Source organism: Vibrio sp. DW001, from assembly GCF_029016285.1.
Classification (GTDB): domain Bacteria; phylum Pseudomonadota; class Gammaproteobacteria; order Enterobacterales; family Vibrionaceae; genus Vibrio.
Map to the genome: position 1 here is coordinate 2,368,613 of NZ_CP091975.1, position 15,549 is coordinate 2,384,161.

The following is a 15,549-nucleotide window of genomic DNA, read 5'->3' on the forward strand; positions in this document are numbered from 1 at the left end:
TTTGGAGAATTTAAAAATGAAAGAAAATAGCTTTGTAGTGCTAAAAAATGTATGTAAGCGCTTTGGAGACAATACGGTAATTGGCAACCTTGATCTAGAAATCGAAAAAGGCACTCTGGTTACGCTACTCGGCCCATCTGGCTGTGGTAAAACAACCGTATTGCGTTTGGTTGCTGGTTTAGAGAAACCAACCAGCGGTCAGATCTTTATCGATGGTGAGGACGTGACGAATACGTCTATCCAGCATCGTGATATCTGTATGGTGTTTCAATCCTATGCGTTATTCCCACATATGTCTCTTCACGAGAACGTTGCTTATGGATTGAAAATGATTAGGTTACCAGCCAAGGAAATCAAACAACGAGTTGATGAAGCCTTAAAATTGGTTGGTCTAGATGACATGGGAAGCCGCTTTGTCGACCAGATCTCTGGTGGTCAGCAGCAACGTGTTGCTCTAGCTCGTGCTTTGGTATTAAAACCAAAGGTCCTTCTTTTTGATGAGCCTTTGAGTAACCTAGATGCCAATTTACGTCGTAGCATGCGCGAAACCATTCGTGAACTTCAACAGCGTTTTAACATTACGTCTTTGTATGTGACCCATGATCAGGCGGAAGCATTTGCGGTATCCGACACCGTTATCGTCATGAACGATGGTGAAATCATGCAAGAAGGTTCACCGGATCAGCTATATCGCTCACCAGCCTCTATGTTTATGGCGAACTTTATGGGCGACGCCAATATCTTTGATGGTTCTTATAACGGCGAGCTTCTTAGTATCAATGGCTATGAAATTGGTGCAGACAAAGACGTAATTGATGGGTTCCCTGAAGGAGACTATCAAATCGGCGTAAGACCAGAGGCCATATTACTGGCTGGAGAAGGTGACGTTTGCCAACAGTGTCAGGTTAAAGGCATCGTTTATATGGGGTCCATGTACGAAGTCGCCGTTAACTGGCATGGTCAGGAGTTACTATTGCAACTAAACTCCTCGCAATTTGACCCTGAGATTTCAGATCATGCCTATTTGACCATAAATCCAACGGGCATTTTCTTGTTACCTGCTGACGCAAAGTAACCTGAGATCAAGATAAGTTAACTTCTGTTCACCTATCCAATATAAAAAACGGCAGTTTACTCACTGCCGTTTTTTACGTCAAATTATGAGTAAAAAACAACATCCAATACCCCTTCTTTTCAGTATCCCAATAAGTATCCACAAATAAAAACCTCAAAATACTTGCAATTATTTTTCGGAAGTATAGTGTTATACACATATATAGCACCAACCAAAATCACGCATAGAGGTAATGATGACCGATTGGCAAGATAATCAGCCTATTTTTCGTCAGTTAAGTGAACAGATTACCGAGCAGATTTTGCAAGGGGTCTGGTTAGAGGAGCAACCGCTTCCGTCAGTGAGGACCGTCGCTGCAGAGCTAAAGATAAACCACTTAACTGTTATGAAAGGCTATCAGCTTTTAGTTGATGACGGCTTAGTTGAGAAGAGACGAGGTCAAGGTATGTTTGTAGCAAAAGGCGCTTTAAAGGTGCTACAGAATAAACAGAAATCCGATTTTATGACACGTCAAATGCCCCTAATAGCACAAACATTACAGCAGATAGACATGCCACTCGACGAGTTTGTTCAACAGTTACAGCGTATTCAAAAATTACAACAAGATACAACAGGTGAACAATGAAACCTTTAATCAGTGTTAAACACGTTTCTAAAAACTACCATCAGTCAAAAAGTGAGGGTCAACAAGACGCATTGCACGATATCAGTTTCGAGCTTTGCGCGGGGCAAGTATTGGGTCTGCTTGGTCATAATGGCGCAGGAAAATCAACGCTAATCAATGCCCTGTTGGGCGCACACCGCTACAAAGGTGAGATCACCATAAATGACTGCCAACCAATCAATCAACACGCAAAGTTGATGGAACACCTGTCTTATATCTCTGATGTAAATGTGTTGCCGGGCTGGATGAGTGTCGCTCAACTGCTTAAGTACACATCCGGTGTGCACCCAAGTTTTGACATTGAAAAAGCCAAACTGACGCTATCAAATACCAATATTGAGCTATCCAGCAAAATAGAAAGCCTCTCTAAAGGGATGAAGGTGCAATTGCACCTAGCGGTGGTTATTGCCACTAACACCAGCGTCCTTATCTTGGATGAACCAACATTGGGCTTGGACCTTCTCTACCGAGATACCTTCTATCGTCATCTCTTAGAATGGTTTCACGATGGTGAACGCACACTGATTATTGCCAGCCACGAGGTATCAGAAATAGAACATCTACTGACTGATGTGCTTATCCTGAAAAAAGGTAAAAACGTACTCCAAGACAGTATGGAAAACATCAGCGAGGCCTATTTTATTCTTGATGCGGCCAACATTCATAGCGATAAAATTTCTACTCTTGATCCTTTAAGTAACCAGATCGGATTAGGGTCAGTGAAGTGGTTGTTAAAAAGCGACCGATTACCGGAAGTCAACGGGTTAGGTGACGTTCATCGTGCGAGCCTCGCCGACATCTTTATTGCTCTACAAAGGGAGACAGCGTAATGCATCCAAGTATCTATATGCTGGAAAAAGAATTAATTGAGCATAAATTGGTGACTCGTGTACCTGTATTTATTCTCATTTTCACTGTATTGATTTTTGTTGGGCTACTGACCAATTCTGATTTACAAGGCAATCTCTCATATCAGGTCCAATTTGGCGGCCAATCCAGTAATATGCTGGTAGATTTTTCGTCTAACCTGAACCTAGGTATTGCTTCTTCGGTTTGGGTTATTTCGGTTCTTCTTTCAACGCTTTACCTACCAAAAACTCTGCGAAAAGAACGTCAAGAAGGCAGCGCTATGTTTTGGCGTAGTATGCCTGTCTCTCACCTAATGACTCACGTCGTTAAACTGGGTTTTGGGTTGTTAGTTATCCCGCTTATCTGCTCTGTATTAGTGCTCAATGCAAACCTGCTATTGTGGTTACTCAATATCGCCACAGATAACCAACTGGCCGTATTGGTCAGCCAAGAGTCCATTTTCAATGTACTGGTTAACTGGTTAAGCTTCCTCGCTAGGATGACATTAGTCGCATTGGCACTCTTGCCACTCGCCACAATGGCGTTAATGGCATCTCAACTTGTTAGTTCACCGTTATTAGTGATGGGTTTGGCTGGTTTCGCGGTCAATTTCTTGTCTGTGTACGTTCTCGGTTTTTATGGTGTCAGCTCGTTTTTCAACGCCATTCTAGCGATACCTGGCATGATATTTACGCCGGAGCCTTTGTCTGGCTTTTTGAATGCTGGCGTCGTACATCTCACTATCTATTACATACTTGGCGCAGTGGCATTAGCCGCCAGTTTGTCTTTGAGTAAAACCAATGAAGTGTCTTTTAGAGGCCTTTTACCCCAACGATAAACGCGAGCAGTTCGCCCTATTTGTGTCACTACATTTACAACTTGACCAAAGTTGAACTACACTTTTAGTGACTCTCTTTGTGGAAAAGTCAAATGTGTCGTTGGGTGATTAGAGTAGCCTTGAGTTGTTTCTTGGGGTTTACGTACTTGTCTTTTGCTGACACCGTTGAATCAAATGATGTGTTGGCAAAGACAATTCCTGTAATAACAATCAGTGGAGCTATCGGTCCCGCTGTAAGCGAATATGTCACAAGTGAAATTCATCGCGCCAATCATCAAACCCAGTCTCCTGCCGTCATTATTGTCATCGATACCCCCGGTGGGCTGGTATCGAGTTTAAGAGAGATAAACCAACAAATCCTTACCTCTAACATTCCTGTTTTATGTCTTGTTTATCCGTCTGGTGCTCGCGCAGCAAGTGCAGGAACCTATATCCTTTATGCCTGCCATATAGCAGCCATGTCTTCTGCAACGACACTCGGCGCCGCCACTCCGGTAATGATGGGCGGCGTGCCAACCGGAGAGAAAGAAACGGATGATAAACCGAGTGAACCATCGGCGATGGAAAAAAAAGTGCTCAACGATTCAATCGCTTACATTCGCTCATTAGCGCAGCTAAGAGGCCGAAACGTTGAATGGGCTGAGAAAGCCGTCAGAGAAGCCGCCACGCTTTCCTCGACAGAGGCGCTTGAACTTAATGTCATAAATCTGATAGCCGATAGCCCAGCGTCATTGATCACACGGTTAGATGGCCGAACAATAGAAGTCAATAAGCAACAACAAACTATGGACTTGACCGGCGCGATTTTAGAAGAAAGAAAACCGGACTGGCGAAATCAGTTTCTTTCCACTATCACTAATCCCAATGTCGCGTATATATTAATGCTCATTGGTATCTATGGGATATTACTTGAGTTTTATAGCCCCGGCTTTGGCATTGCGGGTATTACGGGCGCTATCTCATTGTTGATAGCGCTGTATGCATTTCAGATGTTGCCGGTTAACTATGTTGGTATGGGCCTCATGTTGGTTGGTATCGCTCTGATGATCGCAGAATCGTTAATACCCAGCTTTGGTCTGTTGGGTTTTGGCGGGATTATTGCTTTTACTCTTGGCTCGATATTCCTTATCGATAGCGACGTTCCGCACCTTAAAATTTCATTAAACTTAATCTTCAGCATTGCATTTACTACTGCCATTCTTATCTTATTTGTGCTGCAACGGCTGTGGAAACTTAGAACCAAAAAAGTAGTCAGTGGCCTAGAGTCTATGATTGGAAGTCAGGTGGAGATAGAAGACAATTTTGATGGTAACGGCTTTGTCCAATTCGGAGGCGAGCGATGGGCCGCCCAATCTGATAACCCGCTACATAAAGGTGACACAGTCACGATAAATGCCGTAGAAGGTCTGACTTTGTTGGTAACAAAAGATCAAAGGAGGGAGAAAAAATGATGGAATCTCTACTCAATAGTGGATTGATAATCCCCGCAATTATTGTTGTCTTAATTGCATTCATTGCTTTTAACTTATTTCATGTGCTTCGGGAGTACGAGAGAGGCGTTATTTTCTTTCTGGGTCGATTTGAAAGGGTAAAAGGACCAGGATTGATTATCGTTATCCCGATCATTCAGCAAATTGTTCGAGTTGATCTAAGAACCGTTGTGATGGATGTCCCTAGTCAAGATGTCATCAGTAGGGACAACGTGTCTGTTCGGGTCAACGCCGTGCTCTATTTCCGTGTCGTCGACCCACAAAAAGCCATTATCAACGTGGAAGATTTCTTGCAAGCGACCTCTCAACTCGCTCAAACCACCTTGAGATCGGTATTAGGTCAGCATGAACTGGATGAAATGTTAGCGAATCGAGAGATGCTCAACACGGACATCCAAACCATACTTGATGCAAGAACAGATGGCTGGGGAATAAAAGTATCGAATGTCGAAATTAAACATGTCGATATAAATGAAACCATGGTACGAGCCATCGCAAGACAAGCCGAAGCCGAAAGAACCCGGCGGGCGAAAGTGATTCATGCGTCTGGGGAAATGGAAGCGTCTGAAAAATTGGTTGAAGCAGCAACGAAGCTCGCCGCCGAGCCCAATGCTATTTTGTTACGTTATTTACAAACGTTAACCGAGATTGCGAGTGAGAAAAACTCCACTATATTGTTCCCAATGCCAATGGACCTTATGGACAGCCTGTTTAAAAAAGGTAACTCGTCGGATCAAGATAAGAAATAACACGCATTAGGGTTGTGTCACGTTGACGATATGCTTCAGGTCGTGCTCGCGATAGCGAGCAAATATCTCGTGCAAATTCTCGTTATTTAACTCGATTTTCTTCTCACTTAGGAAATCCTCGTTGAATAGCTTTGAATATGACCGTTCGGCAAGATCACAACAAAAAGTAACGATTGTCTTACCCGTGCCCATTTTAGCGGCCGCGTAGAGCGCTCCGGCGACATTGAGTGCGGAGCTACTGCCTAATAGAATACCGTCATGTTGGCTCACTAAACGAGAAATGGTGACAAGATCTTGATCGGGCAAGGTGATTGCGTGGTTAATTTTCGCTTGTTTAAAGTTTTCTACCATTCTCATGATCCCTATTCCTTCCGTGAATGAGCTGCCCTTTGATGTATATTGACCGTGTTTCAGAAATGAATAGATACCGGACCCGTCGGGATCAACTAACCATGTCTTCAAATTTGGATTGTGTTCAGATAGGTAATGGGAATTTCCAGCTAACGTTCCACCCGTTCCAACCACAGACACTAACGCATCTATTTTTCCTGCAGTTTGATGCCATATCTCAGGCCCTGTATTTAGGTAGTGCGCTCGGTAATTGCTTAGGTTTTCAAACTGATCGGCCCACCAATAGTCCTCATGCTTTTCGCCTATTCGCTTTGCTGTGTGATAAAAATGGTTTGGATCCGCAAATGGACAAGGGTCAACCAGCAACAGGTCGGCACCATACAGCTTAATCATCCGTTCTTTTTCTTGTGCTTGTCCTTTTGGCATGACCACCAACATCGTGTAACCAAGAGATTTAGCCACTAGTGCTAAACCAATCCCCGTATTGCCCGCCGTCCCTTCAACAATAGTCATTCCCGGTTTTAACTTCCCCGATTCAACCGCATCCTTAACCAATTGCAGTGCGGCTCTGTCTTTAATTGAACCACCCGGGTTCTGTTGTTCGCATTTTAATAGGATCTCACAACCTGATATATCTGAAAGGCTATTAATTCTGATAAGATCAGTATTACCAATCAGTTCGCTAACACTATTCGCTATAGAGGCAATTGACATAATGATTCCATTTTCATTTTACTCGTTATAAGCGTAGATCTACGGCTTATTTAGTCAAGGTAAATAATAATAGAACACATTCTCATTTTGAGTAATATACTTAGAGGTGATAGCTTTCAAAGGAGGGCATCAACATGTTTTTGACGGAAAGAGTCAGCGGCGACTTAATAGATATCGTCGAAACAAAAGATCTAACGAGTTTATTTCACGAAAATGTCGTCGGTCAATATCAAGCGGGTCAAGAAGAGCAAGACCCGGAACTTTTTAAAAGTCTGATTTGGTATTTATGTCTGGTGAGGAACTGCCTCGCTGCTGGACTGATCCCAATTACCGAGTAACAAAATAAGTATCATACCAAGCCACTGATTCAGAGGCTTGGTATTTACTCACCATCTCAATAGAACGCAAATTTGTCTAGCGTAGCTTGTTCAAGATAGGGGCACACCTTCTATCGCTTGGGCGATTAACGACACAGGATGAATACACTCTAGGTCCGTATTTTCTTCTATCTGCCATTTGCAGGTTTCACAATCAGTGATAGCGAGATCCGCATCCGCAATGGCTATCTGATTAAACAGCCCGCTGCCTATCTCCATCGATGCCTCGTAGTTTTCTTCTTTGAACCCATAGGTACCGGCAGAACCACAACATTCGCTGTTCAAGACGATCAGTTCTAAACCCGGAATTGCCCTAAGCAGTTCAATGGTGAATATTGTATTTCCACTGCGTTCGAGATGACACGGAGTGTGATAAACCACCTTCTTATTTACAGGATTCATTTTTGGGGTATTCCCATTCATAAATTCCTTCAATAAATAGCGCGTAATAAACTGTATACGGTCTACGACTCGTTCATTGTTTACACCCAATACATGGGGATACTCATTTTGAAGTGTAAATGCACAAGTAGATGAGGTGGAAACAATATCTCGTTGATACGTTTCAACCGAGTTTTCTAGCTGCTTAACGTTAAATTGGGCATTTTTCTGCGCCTTTTTATGGAAGCCATTGGCAATCAAAGGCACGCCGCAACATTTTTCATCGTCGAGCAGATGAAGTCCGATATCCATCGCATTCAAAACGGTGATCAGATCTTTACCCAGTTGTGGGTGATTGTAGTTGACATAACAACCATGAAAAAAGCTGACACCACGTTTAAACGACGATTGGTCAGGACACTGTTTTTTGTACCAACGGCGAAAGGTGCCATGAGAGTATTTAGGAAGTGATTTATGGTCATGTACGCCAACCGTTTTGTGCATCACTTTTTTAACGATCGGCATACTAGTTGCGGCGTTAACAAGAGGAGCAAAAGGTGTGGCTATTGAACCAAATAGGTCGGTATGGCTTAAAACAAAGTCTCTGACTGTTTTAGGGCTCGCTGACAGTTTTCCATACTTCCCTCTGGCAACGGCAATGATGTCGCCTATTCGCACATTAGAAGGACAAGCGGTTTCGCAACGTTTACAGTTGGTACAATACTTGAGTACGTCATCAAAATATTGAGGATCTTTAAGTCGCAACCTTTCCCCATCGGGCCCGGCTTGCTTGGGACCTGGAAATAAAGGGTTGGCCTTCGCTACCGGGCAGTAAACCGTACAAACGGTGCATTTAATACACTGATCAAAACTGGTGTCATTGGCTACTTCTAACATACCGCTTCCTCCAGTTTAGCCTGGTTATTATTGTAGATAATTTGACTAGAGACAGCATGTGCTGTGGCAATCGCCACCCCACCGCCAGACCCCTCTAATATCGGATTGTAATGCGCCAAAATTGAGCCACAACAATACAAGTTCTCAACGGTACCGTTCGTCATTCGTGGTCGAAAGTGTCGGTTTGTTTCTACACCAAATGAGATGAATTCATGAGAGCTCGGTGAGAAAAAGGCGTCGCTGTGCCAGTCGGCTCTTGGACCGGTGTTACAAACCTCTAATCCAAACACGGGTTCAATGATTCGATTTCGCTGAGCCTGTAACCCATTACTGAAAAAGCTTCCACTAGCCAAAACAAATGCATCGGCGGTTAGAGCGTAATCGCGTAGATTTCTTGTCCACACTTTTTCTAACTGAAAACCGTGCTCTGATTGTGAGAACTCGCCCCGAACAACGCTGTCCCCTTTTAATTGCACGCCACCTAGTTTGACAAAATGTCTTTCCAGTGTTTCTTCGAGCCGAATACCCATTAATGACGGCGGCATCGTCGCCACCTCATGAAAATTAAGACCCGTACGTGCTTTCAATTTCTGTAACAATTCCACACCTTGCAACGCACCAAATATGGACGGTAGGATAACGAGATCTCGTTCCGTTGCGCCTGCCGTTATCTGATTAGCGAAATCATTGAAGCATGTTTCGTTGTTAAACAGTTTGGCAAAATCTGTCGACCTATAATTGTTTATCGACCCGGCCCCATTAAGGTGGTTTGTTACATCTACTGGTAATTGAACAATAGGCGTGCGATTAAACATTGGGGTAGAAAGCAGGTTGTCGGCAACAACCTGAGTCTGGAAATCACGAAACGACTCAATCGCCACCAATACAATTCGATCGAAGCTATTCTGAGATTGATTAAAACCAATCTGTTCGACGAATTGCTGAGAAAGGAATGTACTTTTTAAGGTTCCCAATGTGGTAATACGTTGATGATTTTCGTTGTTTTCTGTTTGGTTGAGCAATACGCCTGCACGGTTCATCATTTCGGTAAACCAATCAACGGCACCAGAGACTCTTTCTTGTCCTATCTTTGCGTAAGGATGTTCTGGATATTCTAATGGAAAACTGGCTATTGCGGGATAAGGGAAACGTACCGGGATACCCGATGGCGTAGAAGAAAGTAAATCCACCGAACCAGATGAAAAATGCAATGCACTTCGGCCGTTATTCACCAGCGCGGTTTTCAACCCTTGTTCTAAACAATGAATAGCCGAGGTGTACCCTGCCATTCCTCCACCAATAACGATGACATCATAATTCATTATGACTCTCCCGATTTAACTGGGTTATGGGTAGCGGTTAACTCTGACGCACCGAGTAAACCTTCATAGATCCAGTAGCTGAATTCGGCTTCTCGCAATGCGTCTCCCCACAATATGGGTTTTGTTCCTTTCCAGCGCTCTTCCATAAAATCGACCAATAATTGACTGCTATCGACACCATTAAGACCGCCAAACTCATTAAATAATCCGGCCGCTCGGTAGGTACATAACTCCCCCTGACACGGTCCCATTCCCAAACGGGTGCGACGGCGTAGATCTTCTATATTCTTACAATCAAGCTGTTTAATTGCATATTCCACTTCACTAACGGTTACCATTTCGCATTCACAAATTACGGCTTGGCTTTTACTGTCTGGCTTTAAAAACCCATGAGCTCTTTCACCATGACGATAAACAGCCGACTCGTAAACTGGTTTGGCAATACTGGCACTACGTTTGATTGGTTTTGGCGCGGTATTGGAACCGGGTAACGGGCGACTCGCCGTAATACAGGCATTGGTATTGCCTAATTTTTTTGCCACGACATCGGTGACTTGCTCGGCCATCAAACGATAGGTCATTAATTTACCACCAGTGATGGTAGTAAAACCGTTTAAACCATCTTTTTCCGCGTGATCTAATAACACGATACCACGACTGATATTCCGTCCAGACTCGTCCCCGTCTAGTGAAACCAATGGGCGAACGCCAGCGTAAGCTCTTAAGACACGGGTATTTTGCATGATAGGCGCAAGCTTTGTTCCTTCGACTAAAAGCCTGTCTATTTCATCTGGCCTAATCGAAAGGTTATCAATTTGGTCATAATCAATACGTTCCGACGTTGTTCCAATTAAGGAAATGGTATCTCCGGGCACCAAAATATCGGCGTCTGACGGCTTTCGACAACGGTTAATGACGAGATTATTAATCCTGTAATCTAGGATAAGCAACGAACCTTTTGCCGGAAACATCTTTATCCCAAGATCGGCGTATTCACATATGTTCTGCCCCCATATGCCAGCCGCGTTGACAACTTCGTTTGCATACACTTCATACGCAACATGTTTTTGCGAATTAAAGCAGCGTACACCGACAACTCTATCGCCCTTAATAATCAGAGATGTCACCGTGGTATGGGTGAACAATTGAGCGCCATGCTCTTTAGCATCCAACACATTGGAGGCGCATAATCGGAAGGGATCAAGTGTGCCGTCTGGCACTTTTACCGCGCCCAGCATTTTAGGGTTGGCGTGCGGTTCCAACTGAAGCGCTTTTTGGGTGGTTAACTGCTCTGTTTCTATTCCTGCTTCACTACAAGCACGTATGAATGTTTGCTGAAAATCAATGTCATCTTCTGGGAGAGTGATAAAAAGACCACTCGTATCCTCTACACAGTGTCGGGCGATAGATTTTAGGATTCGATTTTCTTGGATGCACTCTTTTGCAGAATGAGGGTCTGTTACCGCATATCGTGCTCCAGAATGAAGTAATCCATGGTTTCTACCTGTGGTACCGGATGCTATATCGTCTTTCTCTAATAATATGCAATTTATTCCGCGTAAAGCACAGTCCCGCATGATACCCGTGCCTGTTGCTCCTCCGCCGATGATAACGACTTCTGTTTCAAATCGAACATATGAATTCATAACGCGCTCAAAATTAAGTTAACAATAGTTAAAACGAACATTTATATTTTCGTTTACATTCTAATGAAAGAAGAGTGAACATTGCAACTATTATCCTTGTAATATTTCCGTAACGATTTTAATAACTTTAATCATAGCCAAACTAGTCGTTAACACTAAAAATTGAACCAGTATCTAGAGTTTAATTATTTTGATCCACGAATTAAATAAAGTGAATCTACCTCTCATCTTTTATTTTGTATTTGTTCATACTTTGCTCGTTCGAACATTTCACGTTCGTTTAAATCTAATAACTCAAAATATAGGTAAATAATAATGTTTGGTGTATTTAAACCTAAAACACATATAGAGCGTCTACCTGACGACCAGATAGGTGCCAGCTATAACCGACATAGATGGCAACTGTTTATGGGTATCTTCTTTGGTTACGCTGGGTACTACCTTGTACGAAAAAACTTTAGCCTTGCAATGCCATTTTTGATCGAACAAGGGTTTACTCGTGGACAATTGGGTGTGGCACTATCTGCTGTTTCAATTGCATACGGGTTGTCCAAATTTCTCATGGGTAGCGTTTCAGACCGATCCAACCCAAGGTACTTCTTGAGTTTCGGCCTGCTCATGTCCGCCGCTGTTATGTTCTGCTTTGGCTTTATGCCATGGGCAACAAGCAGCGTAACTGCAATGTTTGTTCTTCTATTCTTGAACGGTTGGTTTCAAGGTATGGGCTGGCCAGCTTGTGGCCGAACAATGGTGCATTGGTGGTCTCGCAAAGAACGTGGAAGCTTGGTCTCTGTATGGAATGTAGCCCACAATGTCGGTGGTGGTTTAATTGGTCCTTTGTTCATACTGGGTTTATGGCTATTTAATGACGATTGGCATACCGCTTTTTATGTTCCGGCCTTCTTCGCTTCTCTTGTCGCTGTCTTTGTCTGGTTTACCATGCGCGATACTCCTCAGTCTTGTGGCTTACCCCCGATTGAAGAGTTTAAGGATGACTATCCAGATAGCTACGATGAATCAAACGAAAAAGAAATGACGGCAAAAGAAATTTTCTTTAAGTATGTATTGAACAACAAGCTTCTTTGGTCGATTGCTATCGCGAACGCCTTTGTTTATATGATCCGTTATGGTGTTCTTGACTGGGCTCCTACTTATCTTTCAGAAGCAAAAGGATTTAGTGTCGATAAATCATCTTGGGCGTACTTCTTGTACGAGTGGGCTGGTATTCCAGGAACGCTTTTGTGTGGTTGGATTTCGGACAAAATGTTTAAGGGACGTCGTGCTCCGGCAGGTATCTTATTCATGCTTCTTGTGACCATTGCAGTGTTTGTCTACTGGTTCAACCCTCCAGGTAACCCAGGCATCGACATGGCAGCTCTTGTTGCTATCGGCTTCCTAATTTATGGCCCGGTAATGTTGATTGGTTTATATGCCCTTGAACTTGCGCCTAAAAAGGCAGCAGGTACTGCAGCAGGTCTCACCGGTCTATTCGGTTACCTTGGTGGTGCTGTCGCGGCAAATGCAGTTCTAGGTTATACCGTTGACCACTTTGGTTGGGACGGTGGCTTCACCTTGCTTACTGTATCTTGTGGCTTATCTATCCTTTGTTTAGCATACGCGTACTTTGGTGAGAAGAAATTCCACAAAGAAAAAGATGAAAAAGAAAGATTGGAAGCCGCTGAGGCATCTGCATAAGGTTTGTCCGATAGAATCTTAGATGTGTAATTAGGTTCCAATACGAAACATTACTTACGATCAAAAAGGGCCACAATAGTTCGCTATTGTGGCCCTTTTATTTGTTTGATGGGTTGAACCCAGTCGAGGCACCGTTATAAGGTAACAACCTCTATTTGTGTTTCACTCTCAGCAAGGATGGAGGCCAAAGGTTCTGGTGGTAATTGATCAGTGACCACTAAATCTATCTCACTCAAATTACCAAGCTTTACCATGGCATTGCGTCCAAATTTGGAATGGTCAACACCCAATAAAGTTTGACGACTATTCTCTATTATGGCTTTCTTAACTCGTACCTCGTGATAGTCAAAATCGAGCAACGAACCATCGTTATCGATCCCACTTATACCAAGCACACCGAAATCAAGTCTGAACTGTGAAATAAAGTCTAACGTCGCTTCACCTGTTACGCCACCATCAATATTCCGCACCTCACCACCGGCAAGAATCACCTTAAAATCAGGACGTTCCATTAGTATCATTGCCACATTAATATTGTTGGTCACAATACGAAGATCGCTATGCCCTACGGTCAAAGCCCTTGCAAAGGCCTCTGGAGTCGTACCGATATCAATAAATAACGTTGAACCATTAGGGATGTGCTTTGCCATTGTTGCCGCTATCAGCTCTTTTTGTCGTGGATGCATGACTTTACGATTGCTGTAGCTGGAGTTTTCAGAGCTAGAAAGGTTGGTCGCGCCACCGTGGGTCCGGCGAAGATTATTGAGTTCCGCAAGCTCATTCAGATCTCTGCGAATCGTTTGAGGGCTGACACTAAACAGTTCAACAAGCTCGTCTGTGTTGACTTCTCCATTCGATTCAACCAATCGAATAATCTCTTGGTGCCGCTGTTCTGCTTTCACGTCCGTTCCTTTTCTTATTTGAATATAACGTCAGCTAGTATAAGTAAAAATGACCCATAACCCTAGGGCCCGTTGATTTTTAGAGGCTATTTTACAGCGAATTGTCGGGAATTTATGTGAAACACGGGCTTTAAAGGTAGTGGATCTACCTTTAAAACTGATAACGCAGTAGAAATATCCAACAAATGGTAGGAATGAAAAACCTAAACCTGTGGCACATACCCTGGCACACGAAACCACTTACGGCATATATCAAGAAAATAGCCGTAAAGAACCCCCATACCACACGATATTACGGCATTGGTTGATACTGCGGTGATAATCTGGTCAGTGGAAGCCCCAACGAAAAGTAAAATGCCAACATAGACGGGAGATTGAAATGCAACAAACGCGATGAGATCAGAACTATTTTTCATAAAAGAAGACAACGATAGCCTCGCCCCCTGCTTCAGTACCCAATCACGAAAAATTCCATACGGAAGCGCTATCGCGATATTCACGGGTATTGACACCAGACGCGAAGCGAGTGATGTTTCAAAAGACATTCCAGACACAAAAATTTCAATCATCATTCCTGAGATGAAACAAAACACCACCATAGCAAAGGTGTCTGCGGCTACGTTCCTAAGGCAAAAAGGACCACGTGATTTCATTTTCTTCCCCTACAAAACAATAAACTGCCAAAATAATAAATAACATTAACTTAACACTGGCTAAATGATTACTAGCCAGTTTATCGTGCTATTAGAACAGATCTTAACTGAATTTATATACTGTTTTTAAAATTATGTTTTGAATATTGTACTATTTTTTTAAAAAAAATTAGCATGATCCGCTAGCGTGATATAGATCGCGCTTTTTTTAGTCCGTTAGGAAAATAAGGTACAAAGAATAACCACACGCGGATAGGGATGATGAAGAGGGATTCGGAGCTGTGTTAGTATAGTTCATCAAATTTTTCTGAGAAGATACCGTGACACTAAAAGAATTACTTCAACAACCAGAACTTGAAGGCAAACTACTCGGTGAAGCACAAACCTATGGCTTCATAACGGCTATGGCCGCCACGCCCAATGTACTTGACCCAACAGAGTGGATCCCATTCCTTTGGGGCGGAGAAGAAGTTGCGCCTTTTACCGATGGGGTCCAATTTGAGCAATACGCTGATTTGCTGATCGCGCTTTGGAATACAACTCGCCCTGCTCTGCTCGACGGCACATGGCAATGGCCAACGGGTTATACGCTTGACGAAAAAGAGATTATTTCTGAGGAGGCGCGCGCGTTTACTGAGGGGGCACTTCAAGGCTGGCAACTCGCCAGAGATGACTGGGAAACCTTAATGCCTGAGCATAGCGAAGACAATGCACTGCTTGGGGGTGTACTGCTTTCTTTAAGCCTGCTTTATGATCCAGAAACCGCTATTGAGACGTTAAAAGAACATGGCGTTGAAGGGCTAGAACAATTCGAAGAGATCTACAATGCCATTCCGGTCATGTTGTGTGGCTTGACTCAGCGCGGTGTGGAACTCGCAGAGTCGCAATAACCGAGACTAAGCATTATTACCATTGTTCCTGACATTCCCGTGCAAACGGGAATCTT

General features: G+C 43.4%; 15 protein-coding genes. 9 read left to right on the plus strand and 6 right to left on the minus strand.

The features are described from left to right. The first annotated feature begins 16 nt into the window (after nucleotides 1-16). The 6 genes from fbpC (at nucleotide 17) to L3V77_RS10710 (ending at nucleotide 5,665) form a co-directional block, all read left to right on the plus strand. Nucleotides 17-1,075 (plus strand): ferric ABC transporter ATP-binding protein, encoded by a 1,059-nt coding sequence (gene fbpC, locus L3V77_RS10685; RefSeq protein WP_275134143.1) that lies wholly within the window; start codon nucleotides 17-19, stop codon nucleotides 1,073-1,075. Nucleotides 1,076-1,310: 235 nt separating this feature from the next. Beyond that, a complete protein-coding gene (locus tag L3V77_RS10690; RefSeq protein ID WP_275136750.1) occupies nucleotides 1,311-1,700 on the plus strand; it encodes a GntR family transcriptional regulator in 390 nt (129 codons plus the stop codon). Next, nucleotides 1,697-2,569, plus strand: a complete 873-nt coding sequence (locus tag L3V77_RS10695) for an ABC transporter ATP-binding protein (protein WP_275134144.1) — start codon at nucleotides 1,697-1,699, stop codon at nucleotides 2,567-2,569. Before L3V77_RS10690 ends, L3V77_RS10695 begins: the two co-directional genes overlap by 4 nt. Continuing rightward, entirely contained in the window at nucleotides 2,569-3,426 is an 858-nt protein-coding gene (locus L3V77_RS10700; protein WP_275134145.1) for a hypothetical protein, read from the plus strand. The genes L3V77_RS10695 and L3V77_RS10700 overlap by 1 nt, the downstream gene beginning before the upstream one ends. A gap of 92 nt (nucleotides 3,427-3,518) precedes the next feature. Beyond that, entirely contained in the window at nucleotides 3,519-4,877 is a 1,359-nt protein-coding gene (locus L3V77_RS10705; protein WP_275134146.1) for a nodulation protein NfeD, read from the plus strand. Then, on the plus strand, nucleotides 4,874-5,665 hold the full coding sequence (locus tag L3V77_RS10710) for a slipin family protein (protein ID WP_275134147.1): 792 nt from the start codon (nucleotides 4,874-4,876) through the stop codon (nucleotides 5,663-5,665). The genes L3V77_RS10705 and L3V77_RS10710 overlap by 4 nt, the downstream gene beginning before the upstream one ends. 6 nt (nucleotides 5,666-5,671) lie before the next feature. Here the strand turns inward: L3V77_RS10710 and L3V77_RS10715 are convergent, their stop codons facing one another. Next, nucleotides 5,672-6,730, minus strand: coding sequence for a cysteine synthase A (locus tag L3V77_RS10715; protein WP_275134148.1), 1,059 nt, complete (start codon nucleotides 6,728-6,730; stop codon nucleotides 5,672-5,674). Between the two features lie 134 nt (nucleotides 6,731-6,864). Between L3V77_RS10715 and L3V77_RS10720 the strand changes: the two genes are divergently transcribed. Further along, on the plus strand, nucleotides 6,865-7,068 hold the full coding sequence (locus L3V77_RS10720; protein WP_275134149.1) for a hypothetical protein: 204 nt from the start codon (nucleotides 6,865-6,867) through the stop codon (nucleotides 7,066-7,068). Between the two features lie 90 nt (nucleotides 7,069-7,158). Here L3V77_RS10720 and glpC read toward each other — a convergent pair whose 3' ends face one another. The 3 genes from glpC to glpA are packed head-to-tail and all read right to left on the minus strand — an operon-like array spanning nucleotide 7,159 to nucleotide 11,353. Further along, a complete protein-coding gene (gene glpC / locus L3V77_RS10725; protein WP_275134150.1) occupies nucleotides 7,159-8,385 on the minus strand; it encodes an anaerobic glycerol-3-phosphate dehydrogenase subunit GlpC in 1,227 nt (408 codons plus the stop codon). Beyond that, nucleotides 8,379-9,707, minus strand: a complete 1,329-nt coding sequence (gene glpB / locus L3V77_RS10730) for a glycerol-3-phosphate dehydrogenase subunit GlpB (RefSeq protein ID WP_275134151.1) — start codon at nucleotides 9,705-9,707, stop codon at nucleotides 8,379-8,381. The genes glpC and glpB overlap by 7 nt, the downstream gene beginning before the upstream one ends. Then, nucleotides 9,707-11,353, minus strand: coding sequence for an anaerobic glycerol-3-phosphate dehydrogenase subunit A (gene glpA, locus L3V77_RS10735; protein ID WP_275134152.1), 1,647 nt, complete (start codon nucleotides 11,351-11,353; stop codon nucleotides 9,707-9,709). The genes glpB and glpA overlap by 1 nt, the downstream gene beginning before the upstream one ends. 315 nt (nucleotides 11,354-11,668) lie before the next feature. Here glpA and glpT point away from each other — a divergent pair, with 315 nt between their 5' ends. Beyond that, entirely contained in the window at nucleotides 11,669-13,048 is a 1,380-nt protein-coding gene (gene glpT / locus L3V77_RS10740) for a glycerol-3-phosphate transporter (protein WP_275134153.1), read from the plus strand. 134 nt (nucleotides 13,049-13,182) lie between these two features. On the opposite strand, the gene L3V77_RS10745 is transcribed toward glpT, so the two are convergent. Further along, complete coding sequence (locus L3V77_RS10745) at nucleotides 13,183-13,950, minus strand: DeoR/GlpR family transcriptional regulator (protein ID WP_275134154.1); 768 nt, start codon at nucleotides 13,948-13,950, stop codon at nucleotides 13,183-13,185. A 203-nt stretch (nucleotides 13,951-14,153) separates the two neighbouring features. Then, a complete protein-coding gene (locus tag L3V77_RS10750) occupies nucleotides 14,154-14,603 on the minus strand; it encodes an L-alanine exporter AlaE (RefSeq protein ID WP_275134155.1) in 450 nt (149 codons plus the stop codon). 320 nt (nucleotides 14,604-14,923) lie between these two features. Between L3V77_RS10750 and L3V77_RS10755 the strand changes: the two genes are divergently transcribed. Next, nucleotides 14,924-15,493, plus strand: a complete 570-nt coding sequence (locus tag L3V77_RS10755) for a UPF0149 family protein (RefSeq protein WP_275134156.1) — start codon at nucleotides 14,924-14,926, stop codon at nucleotides 15,491-15,493. Nucleotides 15,494-15,549: the final 56 nt, after the last annotated feature.

Excerpts from the sequence above, each read along its gene's own strand:
- L3V77_RS10715 (WP_275134148.1), bottom strand. The coding sequence starts at position 6,730 with ATGTCAATTGCCTCTATAGCGAATAGTGTTAGCGAACTGATTGGTAAT.
- fbpC (WP_275134143.1), top strand. The coding sequence starts at position 17 with ATGAAAGAAAATAGCTTTGTAGTGCTAAAAAATGTATGTAAGCGCTTT.
- L3V77_RS10695 (WP_275134144.1), top strand. The coding sequence starts at position 1,697 with ATGAAACCTTTAATCAGTGTTAAACACGTTTCTAAAAACTACCATCAG.
- glpB (WP_275134151.1), bottom strand. The coding sequence starts at position 9,707 with ATGAATTATGATGTCATCGTTATTGGTGGAGGAATGGCAGGGTACACC.
- L3V77_RS10720 (WP_275134149.1), top strand. The coding sequence starts at position 6,865 with ATGTTTTTGACGGAAAGAGTCAGCGGCGACTTAATAGATATCGTCGAA.
- L3V77_RS10700 (WP_275134145.1), top strand. The coding sequence starts at position 2,569 with ATGCATCCAAGTATCTATATGCTGGAAAAAGAATTAATTGAGCATAAA.
- glpC (WP_275134150.1), bottom strand. The coding sequence starts at position 8,385 with ATGTTAGAAGTAGCCAATGACACCAGTTTTGATCAGTGTATTAAATGC.
- glpA (WP_275134152.1), bottom strand. The coding sequence starts at position 11,353 with ATGAATTCATATGTTCGATTTGAAACAGAAGTCGTTATCATCGGCGGA.
- L3V77_RS10690 (WP_275136750.1), top strand. The coding sequence starts at position 1,311 with ATGACCGATTGGCAAGATAATCAGCCTATTTTTCGTCAGTTAAGTGAA.
- L3V77_RS10750 (WP_275134155.1), bottom strand. The coding sequence starts at position 14,603 with ATGAAATCACGTGGTCCTTTTTGCCTTAGGAACGTAGCCGCAGACACC.
- L3V77_RS10705 (WP_275134146.1), top strand. The coding sequence starts at position 3,519 with ATGTGTCGTTGGGTGATTAGAGTAGCCTTGAGTTGTTTCTTGGGGTTT.
- glpT (WP_275134153.1), top strand. The coding sequence starts at position 11,669 with ATGTTTGGTGTATTTAAACCTAAAACACATATAGAGCGTCTACCTGAC.
- L3V77_RS10710 (WP_275134147.1), top strand. The coding sequence starts at position 4,874 with ATGATGGAATCTCTACTCAATAGTGGATTGATAATCCCCGCAATTATT.